Genomic DNA, 16,878 nt, shown 5'->3' with positions numbered 1-16,878 from the left:
GGCGGGAGCGTGCGGGGCGTGCGCGACCGGGGGCACCGGCTCCGGCGCTAGAGCGTCTCCAGGAAGCCGATCGCCGTGCGCCACGTCGACTCCGCCGCCTCGGCGTCGTAGTCGTCCAGGTCGGGGTCGGTGTAGAGGTGACCGGCGCCCGCGTAGCGGTAGACCTCGACGTCGGCTCCGGCCCGGCCCATCTGGAGGTACCACGCGCTCAGCCAGTCGTCCGTCTCGAACTGGTCCGGCTCGGCGACGTGCAGCTGCACCGGCAGCTCGTCCACCGTCGTGTTCTCCGCGATGTCGGACGTGCCGTGCAGGAGCAGCAGCCCGCGGGCCTTGTCGTCGCCCAGGGCGAGGGTCTGCGCGGTGGCCGCGCCGAGCGAGAATCCGGCGTAGACCAGGCCCCGCTCGGAGTAGGGCGCCGCGGCCAGGATCGCCCGCTTCAGGAGCTCGTCCTTGCCGAGCTCGTCCTTGAAGGCCATGCCTTCCTCGACGGTGTCGAAGGTACGTCCGTCGAACAGATCCGGCGTCCACACCTCGTGCCCTGCGGCGCGCAGCCGATCGGCCGCCGCGTGCACCGCGGGCCGCAGCCCGTACGTCGAGTGGAAAAGCATGATGTTCATGAGGCCATCGTGCCACCTACCCTCGGGGGCATGGAGAACGTACTGCGTCCGTTGATCGTGGTCGGCGGCTCGGTCGTGCTCACGCTGGCCGTGGTTTGGCTGGCCGATGTGCTGCTGCGCCGGACCGATGACCGCCACCCCGACAACCCACTGTGGGGTCTGCTGCGCCGCTGCCGACTGCCGCTCCAACTTGCCCTCTGCGCCGCCCTGCTGCGCGGCTCATTCGAACAGGCGAAGATCGCCGAGGACCATTCGGCGGGCCTCGCCCAGACACTGACCCTGGTGCTCATCGGGTCGGTGGCCTGGCTCCTCGTCCGCATCGCGACCGCCATCGTCGAGGCCTCCTACGCGCGCTACGCGGGCGCCCACCGCGATCCGGCCCGTGTTCGCCGTGTGCGTACGCAGGTCACCCTCATCCAGCGGGTGGTCACCGCGATCGTCGGTGTCGTGGCCGTCGGCGCGATGCTGCTGACCTTCCCCGCCATGCAGGCCGCCGGGACATCGCTGCTCGCCTCCGCGGGCGTCCTGGGCATCGTCGCGGGCGTCGCGGCCCAGTCCACGCTCGCCAACCTCTTCGCGGGGCTGCAGATCGCCTTCGGCGACATGGTGCGGATCGGCGACACGGTCGTCGTGGACGGCGAGTGGGGCACGATCGACGAGATCACCCTGACCTTCCTGGCCGTACGGACCTGGGACGAGCGCCGGATCACGATGCCGGTGTCGTACTTCGTGTCGAAGCCCTTCGAGAACTGGTCGCGCGGCGGCTCCCAGATGACCGGCACGGTCTTCTTCCAGCTGGACCACACGGCGCCGATCACCGAGATGCGCGAGAAGCTCCAGGACATCCTGCGCGAGTGCGCCGCCTGGGACGGCAGGGACTGGGGCCTGGCGGTCACGGACACCACGCCGAACACGATCCAGGTCCGTGCCCTGGTCACCGCCAAGGACGCGGACGACATCTGGACGGTGCGCGTCACGGTGCGCGAGCACCTGGTCCGCTGGCTGGCCGAGCACCACGCGTACGCGCTGCCGCGGGTCAACACGGCCTGGGCCGAACCGCCGCCGGACGGCGACCACCCGCATCCGCCCCCGCCGATCGTGCCGCGCACGGGCCGGGGCTGAGCCGTATCCGAAGGCCCGACCCCCGGGTCAGGACCGCAGGCTGCGTACGTCGAGGTGGTGCAGGACCCGGTCGACGATCTCGGGGTCGGCGCCGGGTTCGCTGCGGGCGGCGAGGATCTCGTGGCGGGCGGCCGACATCATGTCGCGCTGGATGCGCTGGACCGCCTTGAGGCGGTCGGCGCGCTTGGAGTACCGCTCGCGCCGTTCGTCGTCGACGATGTCGGGGCTGATCCTGGCCCCGATGTCGAACGCCCCGCGCAGCAGCCGCTCCGAGAGGTCCTCCGGCAGCTCCTCGACCTCTTCGATCTCCTTGAGGCGGCGCTTGGCCGCCTTGGCCGCCCGGATGGCGAGCTCCCGCTCGATGGCCCGCTCGGCGTCGGTGTCCGCGCGCACCCCGAGCTTCCGTACCAGCCAGGGCAGGGTGAGCCCCTGGACGACGAGGGTCGCCATGATGACGCAGAAGGCGATGAAGATGATCTCGTCCCGGGCCGGGAAGGGATCTCCGTTCTCCGTCTTGAGCGGAATGGCGAGGGCGAGGGCGACCGACGCCACGCCACGCATCCCGGACCACCACATGACGACGGTCTCGCGCCAGGTCGTCGGGATCTCCTCGTCGACGTCCCGCAGCTTGTGCAGCCGCTTGGCCAGCCAGGTCGCGGGCAGCAGCCACAGCAGCCGTACGCCGACGACGACCGCGACGACCACCGCGCCCCAGCCGAGCATCTGCGCCTCCCGGCCGCTCGCCGTGCCGAAGACGTTGTGCAGCTCGAGCCCGATGAGTCCGAAGGCGACGCCGGTGACCAGGGTGTCGACGATTCTCCAGAACGTCTGCCCGGTGATCCGGCCGAGCACGTCGTCCGCGTCGGCGGCGTGCTCCGCGAGGTAGAGCGCGGTGGTCAGTACGGCGAGCACTCCGGAGCCCATCAGCTCCTCGGCCAGGACGTAGCTCACGAAGGGCACGAGCAGCGTCAGGCCGGTCTGCAGGGTGGCATCGCCGAGCAGCCCCATGAGCTTGTTGGTGAGCCAGCCGAGCGCGATGCCCATGGCGACGGCGACCACCGCGGAGAGCACCAGCTGCCCCACCGCCGACGGCCACGAGAACGTTCCGCTCACCGCCGCCGCGATCGCCACGTGGTAGAGCACGATCGCCGTGACGTCGTTGAAGAGCCCCTCGCCCTCCAGGATCGACACGAGCCGCCGCGGCAGCCCGAGCGACCCGGCGACGGCGGTCGCGGCCACCGGGTCGGGCGGCGCCACGAGCGCGCCGAGCGCCACGGCGGCGGCGATCGGCAGTCCGGGGACGACCGAGCCCGCGATCGCGGCGACGGCCGCTGTCGTCACGAAGACGAGCGCGACCGCGAGCAGGAAGATGGGGCGTCTGTTCGCGGCGAACTGCCGCCAGGAGGTGCGCTGGACGGCCGCGTACAGCAAGGGCGGAAGGACCAGCGGAAGGATGTAGTCGGGCGGGATCTCGACGTTCGGGACCCAGGGGGCGAAGGCGAGAACGATCCCGGCCAGCGTCATGAGGACGGGCGCGGGCAGCCCGAGCCGGTCCCCCAGCGGCACCGTCACCACGGCCCCGAGCAACAGAACGAGCAGCAGCGCCAGTTGGTCCACGGTGCGCCCTCCGGCGTTTCGAGACAGGTCGGACGATCAAGACCTCAACCCTGCCACGCGCTCCCCGCGAACCGGGCGAATGCCCTAGGTCAGCGTCTTTTGCATCGCCCGGTGCGGGATGCCCGCGTCGGGGAATTCGGGGCCGTAGACCTCGTACCCCAGGCGTTCGTAGAACCCCAGTGCGTGCGTCTGGGCGTGCAGGTCGACCGCGGTGAGGCCACGCGCGCGTGCCGCGTCCTCGATCGCCCGCACCAGGGCGGCGCCGACGCCGAGTCCGCGCGCGGCCCGCGTCACCGCGAGCCGGCCGAGCGCGCCCACGTCGGGGTCTCCGCCGTTCTTGGCCGCGGCCGCCGCGCCGGAGAGGAGGCGTCCGGTGCCCAGCGGCGTCCCGTCGTCGCGGACCGCCAGGACGTGCACCGCCCCGGCGTCGTACGCGTCGTACTCAAGATCCTCGGGGACCTGCTGCTCGACGACGAAGACTTCCTTGCGGACGGCGAAGCAGGCCTCCAGGTCGTCGGTCTCGACCGCGACCCGGCAGGTGACCCCGGCGCTCATGAGCTCTCGGCCCGCACCCGGTCGAGTGCCAGCTGGAGGTCGTCCGGGTAGGTGCTCTCGAACTCGACCCACTGCCCGTCACCGGGGTGCTCGAAGCCGAGCCGCACCGCGTGCAGCCACTGGCGCGTGAGGCCGAGCCGCTTGGCGAGGGTCGGGTCCGCGCCGTACGTCAGGTCGCCCACGCACGGGTGCCGGTGGGCCGCCATGTGCACGCGGATCTGGTGCGTGCGGCCCGTCTCCAGCTTGATGTCGAGCAGCGAGGCGGCCCGGAACGCCTCGATGAGGTCGTAGTGCGTGACGGAGGGCTTGCCCTCGGCGGTGACCGCCCACTTGTAGTCGTGGTGCGGGTGGCGGCCGATGGGGGCGTCGATCGTGCCGCTCATCGGGTCGGGGTGGCCCTGCACCAGCGCGTTGTAGCGCTTGTCGACCGTGCGCTCCTTGAACTGGCGCTTCAGGGAGGTGTACGCGCGCTCCGACTTGGCGACCGCCATCAGACCGGAGGTGCCCACGTCGAGGCGGTGCACGATGCCCTGGCGCTCGGCGGCGCCGGAGGTCGAGATGCGGTACCCGGCGGCCGCGAGGCCGCCGATCACCGTGGTGCCGGTCCAGCCGGGGCTCGGGTGCGCGGCCACGCCGACCGGCTTGACGATCACGAGGATGTCGTCGTCGTCATGGATGATCTCCATGCCCTCGACGGGCTCGGCCACGATCTGCACCGGAGCGGGCGCCTGCGGCATCTCCACCTCCAGCCAGGCGCCGCCGTGCACACGCTCGGACTTGCCGACCACGCTGCCGTCGACCATCACCTTGCCTGCCGCCGCCAGCTCGGCGGCCTTCGTGCGGGAAAAACCGAACATGCGAGAGATGGCGGCGTCTACGCGCTCGCCCTCCAGGCCGTCCGGCACGGGCAGGGTACGGATCTCGGGAATCGTGCTCACCCATTGAGTATGCAGGAGGCCACTGACACTCCCGCACCACGAGGCTCCGCCATGAGCCCGGTCCGTGATCGGTCCTTGCTCGTTCCCGTGCGGCTCAGTCCTTGTGGACGGTCCCGTCCGGGTCCAGGCCGCGGAAGGACAGGATCACGATCAGGAAGCCGCCGCACACGATCGCCGAGTCCGCGAGGTTGAACACCGCGAAGCCCTTCGGCGCGATGAAGTCGACCACCGCGCCCTCGAACACTCCGGGGGCCCGGAAGATCCGGTCGGTGAGGTTGCCCAGGGCGCCGCCGAGCAGCATGCCGAGGGCGATCGCCCAGGGCATGCTGTAGAGCTTGCGCGCCAGGCGGGCGATCACCACGATCACGGCCGCCGCGATGCAGGTGAAGATCACGGTGAAGGCCTCGCCGATCCCGAAGGCGGCGCCCGCGTTGCGGATGGCGTTGAACTGGAGCCAGTCGCCGATGATCTCGATCGGCTCGTGGTGCTCGAGCTTCGCGACGACGATCATCTTGCTGACGAGGTCCAGGGCGTACGCGAGCACGGCCACCACGAACAGGACGAGGATCTTGCGCTTGCCCTTGGACGGCTGCTCGTCGGGCGAGGCCTGCTCGTCCGGCGAAGCCGTCTCGCCGGACGAAGCCGTCCTCTCGGACAAGGCCTGCTCGTCCTTGGAGGCCCGCTCGCCCTGCTCGTCCTGCCCCGCCGCCGCGCCGGAGCCCGAGGCGGACTGCTCCGGCTCGGCCCCAGCCGCCTCAGGGGTATCCGGCGTACCGATGATGCGCTCCGCCTCTGCCACGTGAGTCCCTCAACCTAGGTACCTGACTGGGGACGAGAGTACGGCACACACGTACGGCACCAGGTGGTCAGGCCGCGTTCAGTAGCGCCGTTCCTGCTTCTGCTTGCAGTCCATGCACAGGGTCGCGCGAGGGAAGGCCTGCATCCGGGCCTTGCCGATGGGATTGCCGCAGTTCTCGCAGATGCCGTACGTACCGGCATCCAGCCGCTCCAGGGCGCGCTCGGTCTGGACGAGCATCTCGCGCGCGTTGGCGGCCAGCGACATCTCGTGTTCCCGCGTGATGTTCTTGGTGCCGGTGTCGGCGTCGTCGTCGCCCGCGCCGTCCCCGGAGTCCCGCATCAGCCCCGCCAGGGCGTCCTCGGAGGAGGAGATCTCACTGCCGAGCCGCAGTGCCTCGCTCTGGAGCTCCGCGCGGGCCTCCTCGACCTCCTCCGGGGTCCAGGGGTCCTCGCCCGGCCTGACCGCGAGCTCACCGGGCTCCGCGGCGGCGACACGCGCCTTGGGCACCGCCGTCGGCTTCTTCGCTGCCGTCGCCGTGCCCGGAGTCTTCTTCGTGACCACTGTCGTGGCTCCCGTCGTCTCCGCGGCCTGAGCCGCACCATCGGCCGCACTCGCGGCCGTCTTCTTGGCTGTGCTCTTCTTGGCCGTGCTCTTCTTGGCAGCTGTTTTCTTCGCCGGCGGGGCCTTCTTCGCGGCGGGCGCCTTCTTCGCCGCGGCGGACTCCTTGGCGGGGCCTTCCCCGGCCGGTGTCTTCTTGCCGGCATCGGCGACCTTGACGACCGCCTTCTTGGCGACGGCCTTCTTGACGGCCGCCTTCTTGGCCACGGCCTTCTTGGCCGCCGCCTTCTTCGTGGTCTTCTTGGCCGCGGACTTCTCGCCCGCGGCCTTCTCGTCCGTCGGCTTCACGCCCTCGTGCGCGCCGTGGGAACCGTGCGTCCCGCCTGCTCCCTGTGTGGCCGCGCCCGTGGATCTGCCTGACGCCGAATGCTGTACGGCGGTCTTCTTCGCCACCATGGCCGCGGCCCCTTCACATTTTGTGATCTTGCTCGCGCAATCGTGCTGGGACGATAAATCGACTCAGGGCCCGCGGCAACGGGGCACGCCGCTCCATACGCCCGCCCCACGGGTACAGAGCGGCAGGCATGCATGCGTTGTGCCCAGCTCCCAGCCGGGTAATCCGGCCGGACGAGGGGTCGGGATCCGCACGCTCCGGATGGCGGCATTCGGGTCAGTCACCGCGGTCCCGTCGGCATCGGCCGCCGGCCCGCCGCAAGGCTGAAACCAAGCATAAAATGGGACATGACACAAGAAGGTGCGCCATGCGCAAAACAGCCGACTGCCGAGAATTCCCGAGCGAGACCAACTGCACCCTCGCCATCTCCGGCGAGGAGGAGGAAGTGGTCCGCGCCGCCAGCGAGCACGCCGTGTCCGTCCACGGGCACACCGACAGCCCGGAGCTGCGGAAGATGGTCCGCGACTCCCTCCGCGACGAGATCCCCCAGCACGCCTGAGCAGCACGCCCCATCAGCACGCCTGGGGGCGCCCGAATAACCGGTCGGCCGCGTCCGCCCCGGCCCCGTACACTGGGCCCAGCGAGAAGCGTGGATGGGGACGAGTAGCGGCGTACGCGGCCATGAGCGACCCGGGGACGGTGTGAGCCCGGGGGCAGGCACGACGCGAAGATCACCCCGGAGCCGCCGGAAGAACCACCGGCAGCGGGCCCTCCAGCCCGCCACCGGCCAGTAGACCCGGCATCGCGACCCCAATGAGGGGGCTTTCCCGAGCGCCACCCGCGCATCAGGAAGGCCAAGGAGGGTGGTACCGCGGGAGCGCGACAAGCGGCTCTCGTCCCTCCGACGGAACGGAATCGTCCGCCGGAGGAAGCGCGTTGAACACGCAGCCGTTGCACACGCAGCCGCAGTACCGCCAGGTGCCCGCCCAGGTCGACCTGCCCGCCCTCGAGCACGCCGTGCTCGACTTCTGGCGCGAGCAGAAGATCTTCGCCAAGAGCCTGGAGCAGTCCGAGGGGCGCCCCGAGTGGGTGTTCTACGAGGGCCCGCCCACCGCCAACGGCATGCCGGGCGCCCACCACATCGAGGCCCGCGTCTTCAAGGACGTCTTCCCGCGCTTCCGCACCATGCGGGGCTACCACGTCGCCCGAAAGGCCGGCTGGGACTGCCACGGCCTCCCGGTCGAGCTCGCGGTCGAGAAGGAGCTCGGGTTCAACGGCAAGAAGGACATCGAGGCGTACGGCATCGCCGAGTTCAACGCCAAGTGCCGCGAGTCCGTGACCCGGCACACCGACGCCTTCACCGACCTCACGAACCGCATGGGGTACTGGGTCGACCTCGACGACGCGTACCGCACCATGGACCCGGAGTACGTCGACTCCGTCTGGTGGTCCCTGAAGGAGATCTTCAACAAGGACCTCCTGGTCCAGGACCACCGCGTCGCCCCCTGGTGCCCGCGCTGCGGCACCGGCCTCTCCGACCACGAGCTGGCGCAGGGCTACGAGACGGTCGTCGACCCGTCCGTCTTCGTCCGCTTCCCGCTCACCGGCGGCCCGCTCGCGGGCGAGGCGGCCCTCCTGGTGTGGACGACCACTCCGTGGACCCTCGTCTCCAACACCGCGGTCGCCGCGCACCCGGATGTCACGTACGTCGTCGCGACGAACGGCGAAGAGAAGCTCGTGGTCGCCGAGCCGCTCCTCGAGAAGGCGCTCGGCGAGGGCTGGGAGAGCACGGGACAGACCTTCACCGGCGCCGAGATGGAGCGCTGGAACTACCAGCGCCCCTTCGAGCTCGTGGAGTTTCCGGCTCCCGCGCACTACGTGGTCAACGCCGACTACGTGACCACCGAGGACGGCACCGGTCTGGTCCACCAGTCCCCCGCCTTCGGTGAGGACGACCTCAAGGTCTGCCGGTCGTACGGTCTCCCCGTCGTGAACCCGGTGCGCCCCGACGGCACCTTCGAGGAGGACGTCCCGCTCGTGGGCGGTGTCTTCTTCAAGAAGGCCGACGAAAAGCTGACCGAGGATCTCCAGGAGCGCGGTCTGCTCTTCCGTCACATCCCGTACGAGCACAGCTATCCGCACTGCTGGCGCTGCCACACGGCGCTCCTCTACTACGCGCAGCCGTCCTGGTACATCCGCACCACGGCCGTCAAGGACCGCCTCCTCCAGGAGAACGAGAAGACCAACTGGTTCCCGGACTCGGTCAAGCACGGCCGCTTCGGCGACTGGCTGACCAACAACGTCGACTGGGCGCTCTCCCGCAACCGCTACTGGGGCACCCCGCTGCCCATCTGGCGCTGCGAGGAAGGCCACTTGACGTGCGTGGGTTCGCGCGCCGAGCTCTCCGACCTGACGGGCACCGACCAGTCGGAGCTCGACCCGCACCGCCCGTTCATCGACGCGGTGACCTTCCCCTGCCCGACCTGCCAGGAGACAGCGACGCGCGTCCCCGAGGTCATCGACGCCTGGTACGACTCGGGTTCGATGCCGTTCGCGCAGTGGGGCTACCCGCACAAGAACAAGGAGCTCTTCGAGAGCCGCTACCCGGCGCAGTTCATCTCGGAGGCCATCGACCAGACCCGCGGCTGGTTCTACACGCTCATGGCGGTAGGCACCCTGGTCTTCGACAAGTCGAGTTACGAGAACGTCGTGTGCCTCGGCCACATCCTCGCCGAGGACGGCCGCAAGATGTCCAAGCACCTGGGCAACACCCTGGAGCCGATCCAGCTGATGGACCAGCACGGCGCCGACGCGGTGCGCTGGTTCATGGCGGCCGGCGGCTCCCCGTGGGCGGCCCGCCGCGTGGGCCACGGCACGATCCAGGAGGTCGTGCGCAAGACGCTCCTGACGTACTGGAACACGGTCGCCTTCCAGGCGCTGTACGCCCGTACGTCGAAGTGGGCCCCCGGCGACGCCGACCCGGCGCCCGCCGACCGCCCGCTCCTGGACCGCTGGCTGCTCAGCGAGCTGCACGCGCTCACCGACCAGGTCACCCAAGCCCTGGAGGGCTACGACACCCAGCGCGCGGGCAAGCTCCTGTCCACGTTCGTCGACAACCTCTCGAACTGGTACGTACGCCGTTCGCGGCGCCGCTTCTGGCAGGGCGACAAGGCGGCCCTGCGCACCCTGCACGAGGTCCTGGAGACGGTCACGCGCCTGATGGCCCCGCTGACGCCGTTCATCGCGGAGCGCGTCTGGCAGGACCTGGTGGTGCCGGTCACCCCGGACGCCCCGGAGTCGGTCCACCTGACGTCGTGGCCCGAGGCCGACCTGTCGGCGATCGACCCGGACCTGTCGCGCCAGATGGTGCTCGTGCGCCGCCTGGTGGAGCTGGGCCGCGCCACGCGCGCGGAGTCGGGCGTCAAGACCCGCCAGCCGCTCTCCCGCGCCCTGATCGCGGCCACGGGCTTCGAGTCGCTCAACCCGGAGCTGCACGCCCAGATCACCGAGGAGCTCAACGTCTCCTCGCTGGCGTCACTCTCCGAGGTCGGCGGCTCACTGGTCGACACGACCGCGAAGGCCAACTTCCGTGCCCTGGGCAAGCGCTTCGGCAAGGGCGTCCAGGCGGTCGCCAAGGCCGTCGCCGACGCGGACGCGGCAGCCCTGTCCCTGGCCCTGCGCGAGGGCACGGCGTCGGTCGAGGTCGACGGCGAGAAGGTGACGCTGGCCCCGGACGAGGTCATCATCACCGAGACCCCGCGCGAGGGCTGGTCGGTGGCGTCCGACTCCGGTGCCACGGTCGCCCTCGACCTGGAGATCACCGAGGAGCTGCGCCGGGCGGGCCTGGCCCGTGACGCGATCCGCCTGATCCAGGAGGCCCGCAAGAACAGCGGCCTGGACGTCGCGGACCGGATCGCCCTGCGCTGGACCTCCACGGACCCGGCCGTGATCACGGCCCTGTCCGACCACGCCGACCTCATCGCGGACGAGGTGCTCGCCACGGACTTCTCCCAGGGCGAGGCCGACGGCGCGTACGGCGAGACGTTCACGGACGAGTCCCTGTCCCTGACGTTCCGCCTCCGCAAGGCGTAGCCACCGAGAACCGGCGAAGGCCCGGTCCCGCCAGAGATCCTGGCGGGACCGGGCCTTCGGCGTTCCGGGCAGAGCAGGTGGAGACGGAAAAGGGCGAGGCCCCCAGGAGTACTGGGGGCCTCGCCCTGAACGCTGCCGACGCCTAAGGCGTGGAAACGGCCGTCAGTTGTCGTCCTCGTCGATGAGGAAGCCACGCATCGGCGACGGGGCCTGCTGCATGGGCTGCGGGGCCTGCGGCCGCACCGGCGCCATCGGCTGGGTCATCGCCGGGGACATCTGCTGCTGGCCGCCGTAGGACGGACCGGCGTTCTGCTGGTTGCCGCCCATCGACTGGTTGCCGCCGTACGACGGGGCGCCCGCGCCGGCCGGTGCCATGGAAGGCGCCGGGGACGGCGGAAGGGAAGCCGTGGCCGGCGTCCGCGGCGGGGCCAGCGAGTCGTCGGCCTGGGTCTCCAGCTGACGGAGCTGCGACTCCAGGTAGGACTTCAGACGCGTGCGGTACTCGCGCTCGAAGCCGCGCAGGTCCTCGACCTTGCGCTCCAGCGTGGCGCGAGCGGACTCCAGGGAGCCCATCGCCACGCGGTGCTTCTCCTGCGCGTCCCGCTCCAGGGCGTCGGCCTTGGCACGGGCGTCACGCTCGAGGCCCTCGGCACGCGAACGGGCCTCGCCGACGATCTTGTTGGCCTCGGAACGGGCCTCCGCGATCGCCTGGTCGGCGGTCTGCTGTGCCAGGGAGAGCACACGCGCGGCGCTGTCGCCGCCGGGGCCCTGACCGGGCTGGGGCATCTGCGGACCGTGGCCGCCCATGGGACCGCCCATGGGGCCGCCCATCGGACCCTGACCCATCGGGCCGGGTCCCTGCGGACCACCCTGCGGGCCGTGCCCACTGGGGCCTGCGGGCAGCTGCGGCGCACCACCGGGAAGCTGCGGCGGACCGCCCATCTGCTGGTGCTGCTGCGGGTGCTGCTGCTGCGGCGGCACCGGCTGCGGGCCCGATATTGCGGCGGGCACCGGGGCGCCCGGACCGCGCTGGTCCTGGGGTTCCGGAGGCTTTCGCATCCCGCCCTGTTGCTGGTTCTGCGCAGCGGCGCGGGTCGCTGCGGCCAGTTTGGCGCGCAGGTCCTCGTTCTCGCGGAGCAAGCGAGTCAGTTCGGCTTCGACCTCATCGAGGAAGGCATCGACCTCGTCCTCGTCATAGCCTTCTCGGAGGCGGACGGTCGTGAACTGCTTGTTCCGCACGTCCTCGGGGGTCAACGGCATCTCTTCACCTCAACGTAGTCGTCGGCATTCGGCAAGACCGTATCGTTCACAAGCCGCTCACGACGGTGATCAGGATGTAGACGATGATCATCAGTACGAAGAAGGACAGGTCGAGCGCCACGCCCCCGAGACGCAGCGGCGGAATGAACCGCCGCAGAAGCTTGAGCGGTGGATCAGTGACAGTGTAGGTGGCCTCCAGAACGACCACCATCGCCTTGCCGGGTTGCCATGAGCGGGCGAACTGGAAGACGTAGTCCATGACCAACCGGAAGATCAGCACGATGAGGAAGCACATCAGCGCGATGTAAAGCACTTGCAAGACCACGCTCATGTTCGCGGTTCCCTCTCCCCTGTTACTCGTGCTGCGTCTGCCGGTTCTGCGTTACTGCGTCACTTACGTCTCAGCTCTGGTTGAAGAACCCGCCCTCTGCGATGCGAGCCTTGTCCTCCGCCGTTACATCGACGTTAGCAGGCGACAACAGGAACACCTTCTGCGTCACTCGCTCAATGCTGCCATGGAGACCGAACACGAGACCGGCGGCAAAGTCGACAAGTCGCTTCGCATCCGTGTCGTCCATCTCGGTCAGATTCATGATCACCGGAGTGCCCTCGCGGAAGTGTTCCCCGATGGTACGGGCCTCGTTGTACGTCCGCGGGTGCAGCGTGGTGATGCGGTAGGGCTCCCGCTCGGACACGACCTTGGGCATGATCACCGGTGCGTTCTTCTCCAGGCTCTGGCGTTCAGGTGTGATGGATGCCACGGGGGCGATTCGTGCCGGACGTCCGGATTCCGCGGCTAGCGAAGCGGAATGGGCGACCGGCTCACGCTGTGCGGGGGGCTGTACCACTCGTACCGATTCGTCCCTTTCGGGCACGTGTGCCTGACGGGATTGGTGCGACTGGTGGGGCGGCTCATGCCGCCGGCGGTCCCGCTCGGGCTCCGGCTCGGGTTCGAACTCGTCATCGGGGTCGAACCCCGGACCGTCGTACCCGTCGTCCTCCACGAGGCCGAGGTAGACCGCCATCTTGCGCATCGCGCCGGCCATGCTCTGAGTCCTCCGCTCTGTGGTGGATCGGCTGTCGTCAACCAACTGCCCGCGATCCACGAGGTCTCCCCGCCCAACAGCGAGAATGACCATATTTTCTGCTGTGGTCCGACTTCTTGGCGACGTTACCCGAGCCCGGGTCGGACTCCGAGTACCGCCGTACCGACGCGCACATGTGTCGCTCCGGCCGCCACGGCCTGTTCGAGGTCCGCACTCATCCCTGCCGACACCATGTTCGCAGCCGGATGAGCCGCGCGCATGAGGGTTGAGAATTCCATCAGCCGCTCGAACGCCGCCTGTTGCCGCCCCGCGTACGGACCGGTGAGCGGCGCCACGGTCATCAGACCGTCGAGCCGCAGCCCCGGGGCCCGCGCCACGAGTCCGGCCAACTCTTCGATGCCGCCGGGGCCAACGCCCCCGCGCTCGCCCCGCCCGTTCTCCTCGGCGTCGAGGGCGACCTGGATCAGACAGCCGAGCTCCCGCTCCGCGCGCACGGCGCCCGCCGACAGGGCCGTGACGAGCTTGGGACGGTCCACGGACTGGACCACATCGGCATAACCGACCACAGAACGGACCTTGTTGGTCTGCAATTGACCCACAAAGTGCCAGGCAAGGGGAAGATCCGCGCAGTCGGCGGCCTTGGGGGCCGCGTCCTGGTCACGGTTCTCGGCGACATGGCGCACACCGAGCTCCGAGAGAATCCGCACATCGCTCGCGGGGTAGGTCTTGGTGACCACGATCAGGGTCACCTCCTCCCGCTTGCGCCCGGCCGCCGCGCACGCCGCGGCGATGCGCTCTTCGACCTCCGCCAGATTTGCGGCGAGTTGAGACTTACGGTCCGTCATGCCCTATCAGTCCAGCCAGACATAGCCCGCGAGACGACCGGTGGTCCGGTCGCGGCGGTACGAGAAGTGGTCACCGGATTCCAGGGTGCACACCGGCGACTGCTCCCGGTCGCGCACCCCGAGCCGCTCCAGCTGGGCGTGCACCCCCGCGGTCACGTCGACCGCCGGAGTGCCCCAACTCGTCTCGGCGTACGCCGCGGGCTCGATCGCGGCGGCATCGGCCCGCATCTCCTGGGGCACTTCGTAGCAGCGGCCGCAGACGGCGGGTCCGGTGCGGGCGATGACACGGGCCGGGTCCGCGCCCAGCTTCACCATCGCCTCGACGGCGGCGGGGACGACCCCCGCCAGCATGCCCGGCCGTCCCGCGTGGGCCGCCGCCGCGACCTTGGCGACCGGGTCGGCGAGCAGGACGGGCGTGCAGTCCGCGGTGAGGACCGCCAGGGCCAGGCCCCGGCGGGCGGTCACCACGGCGTCGACCGCCGGGATCTCGGCGTCGGAACCCCAGGGTCCGTCGACCACGACGACGTCGGGGCCGTGCACCTGGTTCATCCAGACGACCCGCGCCGGGTCGATGCCCAGCGACGTGGCGGCCAGCGCGCGGTTCGTCCGCACGGCCCGGGGGTCGTCGCCGACCGCGCCGCCGAGATTGAGCTCTTCGTACGGAACGGCGCTCACCCCGCCCCACCTGTCGGTGAAGGCGAAGTGCGCGCCGCTCACAGTGCTGTGCTTGCTTATCACTTCAGGAAGTCCGGCACGTCCAGCTCTTCGGCCTGGCTGTCCGAGTACGGACGGGCCGGCGGCACCTGCGGCGGGGCCACGGGCGCGGACGGGGTCTCGTTCACCGGAGTCACCTCGACGGGCTCCGGGGTGGAGGGCTCGTCGTGCGACGTGACGCTGCCCAGACCGCCGTACGGCGAACGGGACTCGGCCGGACGGCTGGTGGCCGCGGGCTGTTCGTCGCGCTGCTTGCCCGACGACGCGCTCAGGACGGTGTCCCGCTTGGACGGCGGCTGGCCGCCGTCGAAGCCCGCCGCGATGACGGTGACCCGGACCTCGTCGCCCAGGGCGTCGTCGATGACGGCGCCGAAGATGATGTTGGCCTCGGGGTGGGCCGCCTCGCTGACCAGTTGGGCCGCTTCGTTGATCTCGAAGAGGCCGAGGTCGGAGCCGCCGGAGATGGAGAGCAGGACTCCCCGCGCTCCGTCGATGGACGCCTCCAGGAGTGGCGAGGAGATCGCCATCTCGGCGGCGGCCACCGCGCGGTCGTCGCCGCGCGCCGAACCGATGCCCATCAGGGCCGAACCGGCCTCGGACATGACCGACTTGACGTCGGCGAAGTCGAGGTTGATCAGACCCGGGGTCGTGATGAGGTCGGTGATGCCCTGGACACCGGAGAGCAGGACCTGGTCCGCCGACTTGAAGGCGTCCAGAACGCTGACCTGCCGGTCCGAGATGGACAGGAGCCGGTCGTTGGGGATGACGATGAGGGTGTCGACCTCTTCGCGCAGCTCCGCGATCCCGTCCTCGGCCTGATTGGCGCGACGACGGCCCTCGAAGGTGAACGGCCGGGTGACGACGCCGATGGTGAGCGCGCCCAGGGAGCGAGCGATGTTGGCGACGACAGGTGCGCCGCCCGTGCCGGTGCCACCGCCTTCGCCGGCGGTGACGAAGACCATGTCGGCCCCCTTGAGGACCTCCTCGATCTCCTCGCGGTGGTCTTCTGCCGCCTTGCGGCCGACTGCCGGGTTGGCTCCGGCGCCGAGGCCACGGGTGAGTTCACGGCCGACGTCGAGCTTGACGTCGGCGTCGCTCATCAACAGGGCTTGCGCGTCGGTGTTGATGGCGATGAACTCGACGCCCTTGAGACCGACCTCGATCATCCGGTTGATGGCATTGACACCACCGCCGCCGACACCGATGACTTTGATGACTGCGAGGTAGTTCTGCGGTGCTGCCACGTCGAAGGCCTCTCGCCTCGAGTTACGTGTCGCCGCCTCGCGGTCAAGCGCCGCGACGACTGATGCCGAATGGGACGGTCCGAACGCCGACCCGAACCCTAACGCTGAAGTTTAGGGTTACCAGTGTGTCTGTTCCTTGGACTCTTCCGAACAGGACACTAAGTCGACAAGTGGCGCACGTTCAACGAACACGCCGAACCTCCCGTTTTTCTTTTCACCCTATGTGATCAGCCGTAGCGCTGCCGAACCAGGGTGCTGGCCTGCGACGATATGCGTCAACTCGCCGATGACGCAGGGGCGGTGGGGACACTCACATCGAAGTGCCGTGCCTTGGGGGCGGCTTTCATCAGTGCGGTGAGTGTGCTTGCCTTCGTTCGGCCCTTCTCACTGCTGCCCCACGCTACGGTGCGTCCGCGGCTCAACTCCAGCGAGATCGAGTCGTACGAACGGACCTTTACGGACCGTGTATCGCGGGCCACCGCGGGCGGCAGCGCGCCCGCGACCCGTACCGACTCGCGCCGCAGGCGGTGGGAGTCGAAACGGCGCAGACTCGCCGCCGCGTTCTCCTGATCCGGGGTCAATTCCAGGAGCGGAACACCCTTCGGCGCGTGACCGACCGTGGCGAATCGCACTCCCTCGGCGTCCACTTCGACGAACTTTCCGCCCTTTTCGATAAGGAGAACCGGCTTGCGTTCGGTCACTTTCAGACCGATTCCGTGCGGCCAGGAACGGACGACGTCGACCGAATCGATCCGCGGAAGCTTCTTCCGCAGCCGGTTCTCAAGGGCGTCGGTGTCGACCGAGATCAGTGGTGCGCCGACCGGGGCCGCGGCGGCCTCGCGCACCTCTTCGGGCGTAAGGACCCGGGTGCCGGACGTCGTCACGCGCTCCACGCGCAGCCACTGCGAGCCGTAGAGCAGCCAGACGCCTCCCGCGCCGACCAGCACGAAGGCGATCAGCGAGAGGACCAGGGTGCGCGTCCGCGGCACGCGCAGGCGGGAGCGCGGTGTGCGGGGCGGGCCGGAGTCGAGCTTCTGCCGTTCGGCGGTGGTCGGTCCGGCCACGGTCCCTGCCTTC

At 69.8% G+C, this 16,878-nt stretch carries 16 protein-coding genes; 3 read left to right on the top strand and 13 right to left on the bottom strand.

The annotated features are described in order from the left end of the window. Positions 1-47: 47 nt before the first annotated feature. Entirely contained in the window at positions 48-617 is a 570-nt protein-coding gene (locus ACIGXX_RS21295) for a dienelactone hydrolase family protein (RefSeq protein ID WP_351162361.1), read from the bottom strand. A 30-nt stretch (positions 618-647) separates the two neighbouring features. On the opposite strand from ACIGXX_RS21295, the gene ACIGXX_RS21290 reads away from it, so the two are divergent. Beyond that, positions 648-1,739 carry a mechanosensitive ion channel domain-containing protein gene (locus ACIGXX_RS21290; protein WP_351162363.1) on the top strand — a complete coding sequence of 364 codons (1,092 nt, stop codon included), beginning with the start codon at positions 648-650 and terminating at the stop codon, positions 1,737-1,739. A gap of 27 nt (positions 1,740-1,766) precedes the next feature. On the opposite strand, the gene ACIGXX_RS21285 is transcribed toward ACIGXX_RS21290, so the two are convergent. The 5 genes from ACIGXX_RS21285 to ACIGXX_RS21265 form a co-directional block, all read right to left on the bottom strand. After that, positions 1,767-3,356 carry a Na+/H+ antiporter gene (locus ACIGXX_RS21285; RefSeq protein WP_351162365.1) on the bottom strand — a complete coding sequence of 530 codons (1,590 nt, stop codon included), beginning with the start codon at positions 3,354-3,356 and terminating at the stop codon, positions 1,767-1,769. An 84-nt stretch (positions 3,357-3,440) separates the two neighbouring features. Next, positions 3,441-3,911, bottom strand: coding sequence for a GNAT family N-acetyltransferase (locus ACIGXX_RS21280; protein WP_351162367.1), 471 nt, complete (start codon positions 3,909-3,911; stop codon positions 3,441-3,443). Continuing rightward, on the bottom strand, positions 3,908-4,849 hold the full coding sequence (locus tag ACIGXX_RS21275) for an RluA family pseudouridine synthase (RefSeq protein ID WP_351162369.1): 942 nt from the start codon (positions 4,847-4,849) through the stop codon (positions 3,908-3,910). Before ACIGXX_RS21275 ends, ACIGXX_RS21280 begins: the two co-directional genes overlap by 4 nt. Before the next feature lie 94 nt (positions 4,850-4,943). Beyond that, complete coding sequence (lspA, locus tag ACIGXX_RS21270) at positions 4,944-5,648, bottom strand: signal peptidase II (RefSeq protein WP_361463744.1); 705 nt, start codon at positions 5,646-5,648, stop codon at positions 4,944-4,946. Between the two features lie 78 nt (positions 5,649-5,726). Further along, on the bottom strand, positions 5,727-6,662 hold the full coding sequence (locus ACIGXX_RS21265) for a TraR/DksA C4-type zinc finger protein (RefSeq protein ID WP_351162373.1): 936 nt from the start codon (positions 6,660-6,662) through the stop codon (positions 5,727-5,729). A gap of 305 nt (positions 6,663-6,967) precedes the next feature. On the opposite strand from ACIGXX_RS21265, the gene ACIGXX_RS21260 reads away from it, so the two are divergent. Together ACIGXX_RS21260 and ileS are read left to right on the top strand one after the other, a co-directional pair. Then, complete coding sequence (locus tag ACIGXX_RS21260; protein ID WP_160504522.1) at positions 6,968-7,159, top strand: DUF1059 domain-containing protein; 192 nt, start codon at positions 6,968-6,970, stop codon at positions 7,157-7,159. Between the two features lie 392 nt (positions 7,160-7,551). Beyond that, entirely contained in the window at positions 7,552-10,692 is a 3,141-nt protein-coding gene (gene ileS, locus ACIGXX_RS21255; RefSeq protein WP_361463823.1) for an isoleucine--tRNA ligase, read from the top strand. Positions 10,693-10,854: 162 nt separating this feature from the next. Here the strand turns inward: ileS and ACIGXX_RS21250 are convergent, their stop codons facing one another. The 7 genes from ACIGXX_RS21250 to ACIGXX_RS21220 form a co-directional block, all read right to left on the bottom strand. Further along, the gene (locus ACIGXX_RS21250) at positions 10,855-11,952 is read right to left on the bottom strand and encodes a DivIVA domain-containing protein (protein WP_351162375.1); all 1,098 of its coding nucleotides are present in this window, start codon (positions 11,950-11,952) and stop codon (positions 10,855-10,857) included. Between the two features lie 46 nt (positions 11,953-11,998). Continuing rightward, positions 11,999-12,283: a YggT family protein gene (locus ACIGXX_RS21245; protein ID WP_249590439.1), complete on the bottom strand. Its 285-nt coding sequence runs from the start codon at positions 12,281-12,283 to the stop codon at positions 11,999-12,001. A 70-nt stretch (positions 12,284-12,353) separates the two neighbouring features. After that, entirely contained in the window at positions 12,354-12,998 is a 645-nt protein-coding gene (locus ACIGXX_RS21240) for a cell division protein SepF (RefSeq protein ID WP_351162378.1), read from the bottom strand. 125 nt (positions 12,999-13,123) lie between these two features. Continuing rightward, the gene (locus ACIGXX_RS21235) at positions 13,124-13,843 is read right to left on the bottom strand and encodes a YggS family pyridoxal phosphate-dependent enzyme (RefSeq protein WP_351162380.1); all 720 of its coding nucleotides are present in this window, start codon (positions 13,841-13,843) and stop codon (positions 13,124-13,126) included. A 6-nt stretch (positions 13,844-13,849) separates the two neighbouring features. Beyond that, positions 13,850-14,560: a peptidoglycan editing factor PgeF gene (gene pgeF / locus ACIGXX_RS21230; protein WP_383819471.1), complete on the bottom strand. Its 711-nt coding sequence runs from the start codon at positions 14,558-14,560 to the stop codon at positions 13,850-13,852. A 17-nt stretch (positions 14,561-14,577) separates the two neighbouring features. After that, positions 14,578-15,801 (bottom strand): cell division protein FtsZ, encoded by a 1,224-nt coding sequence (ftsZ, locus tag ACIGXX_RS21225; protein ID WP_351162384.1) that lies wholly within the window; start codon positions 15,799-15,801, stop codon positions 14,578-14,580. Positions 15,802-16,076: 275 nt separating this feature from the next. Beyond that, positions 16,077-16,865: an FtsQ-type POTRA domain-containing protein gene (locus ACIGXX_RS21220; RefSeq protein WP_351162386.1), complete on the bottom strand. Its 789-nt coding sequence runs from the start codon at positions 16,863-16,865 to the stop codon at positions 16,077-16,079. Positions 16,866-16,878 lie beyond the last annotated feature (13 nt).

It is taken from the genome of Streptomyces sp. NPDC055243, from assembly GCF_044544025.1.
Taxonomy (GTDB): Bacteria; Actinomycetota; Actinomycetes; order Streptomycetales; family Streptomycetaceae; genus Streptomyces.
Note: the sequence above shows the minus strand (reverse complement) of the source record. Positions and strands in the feature narration are given on the sequence as shown.

Bases quoted from the DNA above. Each gene is read 5' to 3' on its own strand.
- ACIGXX_RS21245 (WP_249590439.1), bottom strand. From the start codon at position 12,283: ATGAGCGTGGTCTTGCAAGTGCTTTACATCGCGCTGATGTGCTTCCTC.
- ACIGXX_RS21295 (WP_351162361.1), bottom strand. From the start codon at position 617: ATGAACATCATGCTTTTCCACTCGACGTACGGGCTGCGGCCCGCGGTG.
- ACIGXX_RS21260 (WP_160504522.1), top strand. From the start codon at position 6,968: ATGCGCAAAACAGCCGACTGCCGAGAATTCCCGAGCGAGACCAACTGC.
- ACIGXX_RS21290 (WP_351162363.1), top strand. From the start codon at position 648: ATGGAGAACGTACTGCGTCCGTTGATCGTGGTCGGCGGCTCGGTCGTG.
- ACIGXX_RS21280 (WP_351162367.1), bottom strand. From the start codon at position 3,911: ATGAGCGCCGGGGTCACCTGCCGGGTCGCGGTCGAGACCGACGACCTG.
- ACIGXX_RS21240 (WP_351162378.1), bottom strand. From the start codon at position 12,998: ATGGCCGGCGCGATGCGCAAGATGGCGGTCTACCTCGGCCTCGTGGAG.
- ACIGXX_RS21235 (WP_351162380.1), bottom strand. From the start codon at position 13,843: ATGACGGACCGTAAGTCTCAACTCGCCGCAAATCTGGCGGAGGTCGAA.
- ACIGXX_RS21265 (WP_351162373.1), bottom strand. From the start codon at position 6,662: ATGGTGGCGAAGAAGACCGCCGTACAGCATTCGGCGTCAGGCAGATCC.
- ACIGXX_RS21250 (WP_351162375.1), bottom strand. From the start codon at position 11,952: ATGCCGTTGACCCCCGAGGACGTGCGGAACAAGCAGTTCACGACCGTC.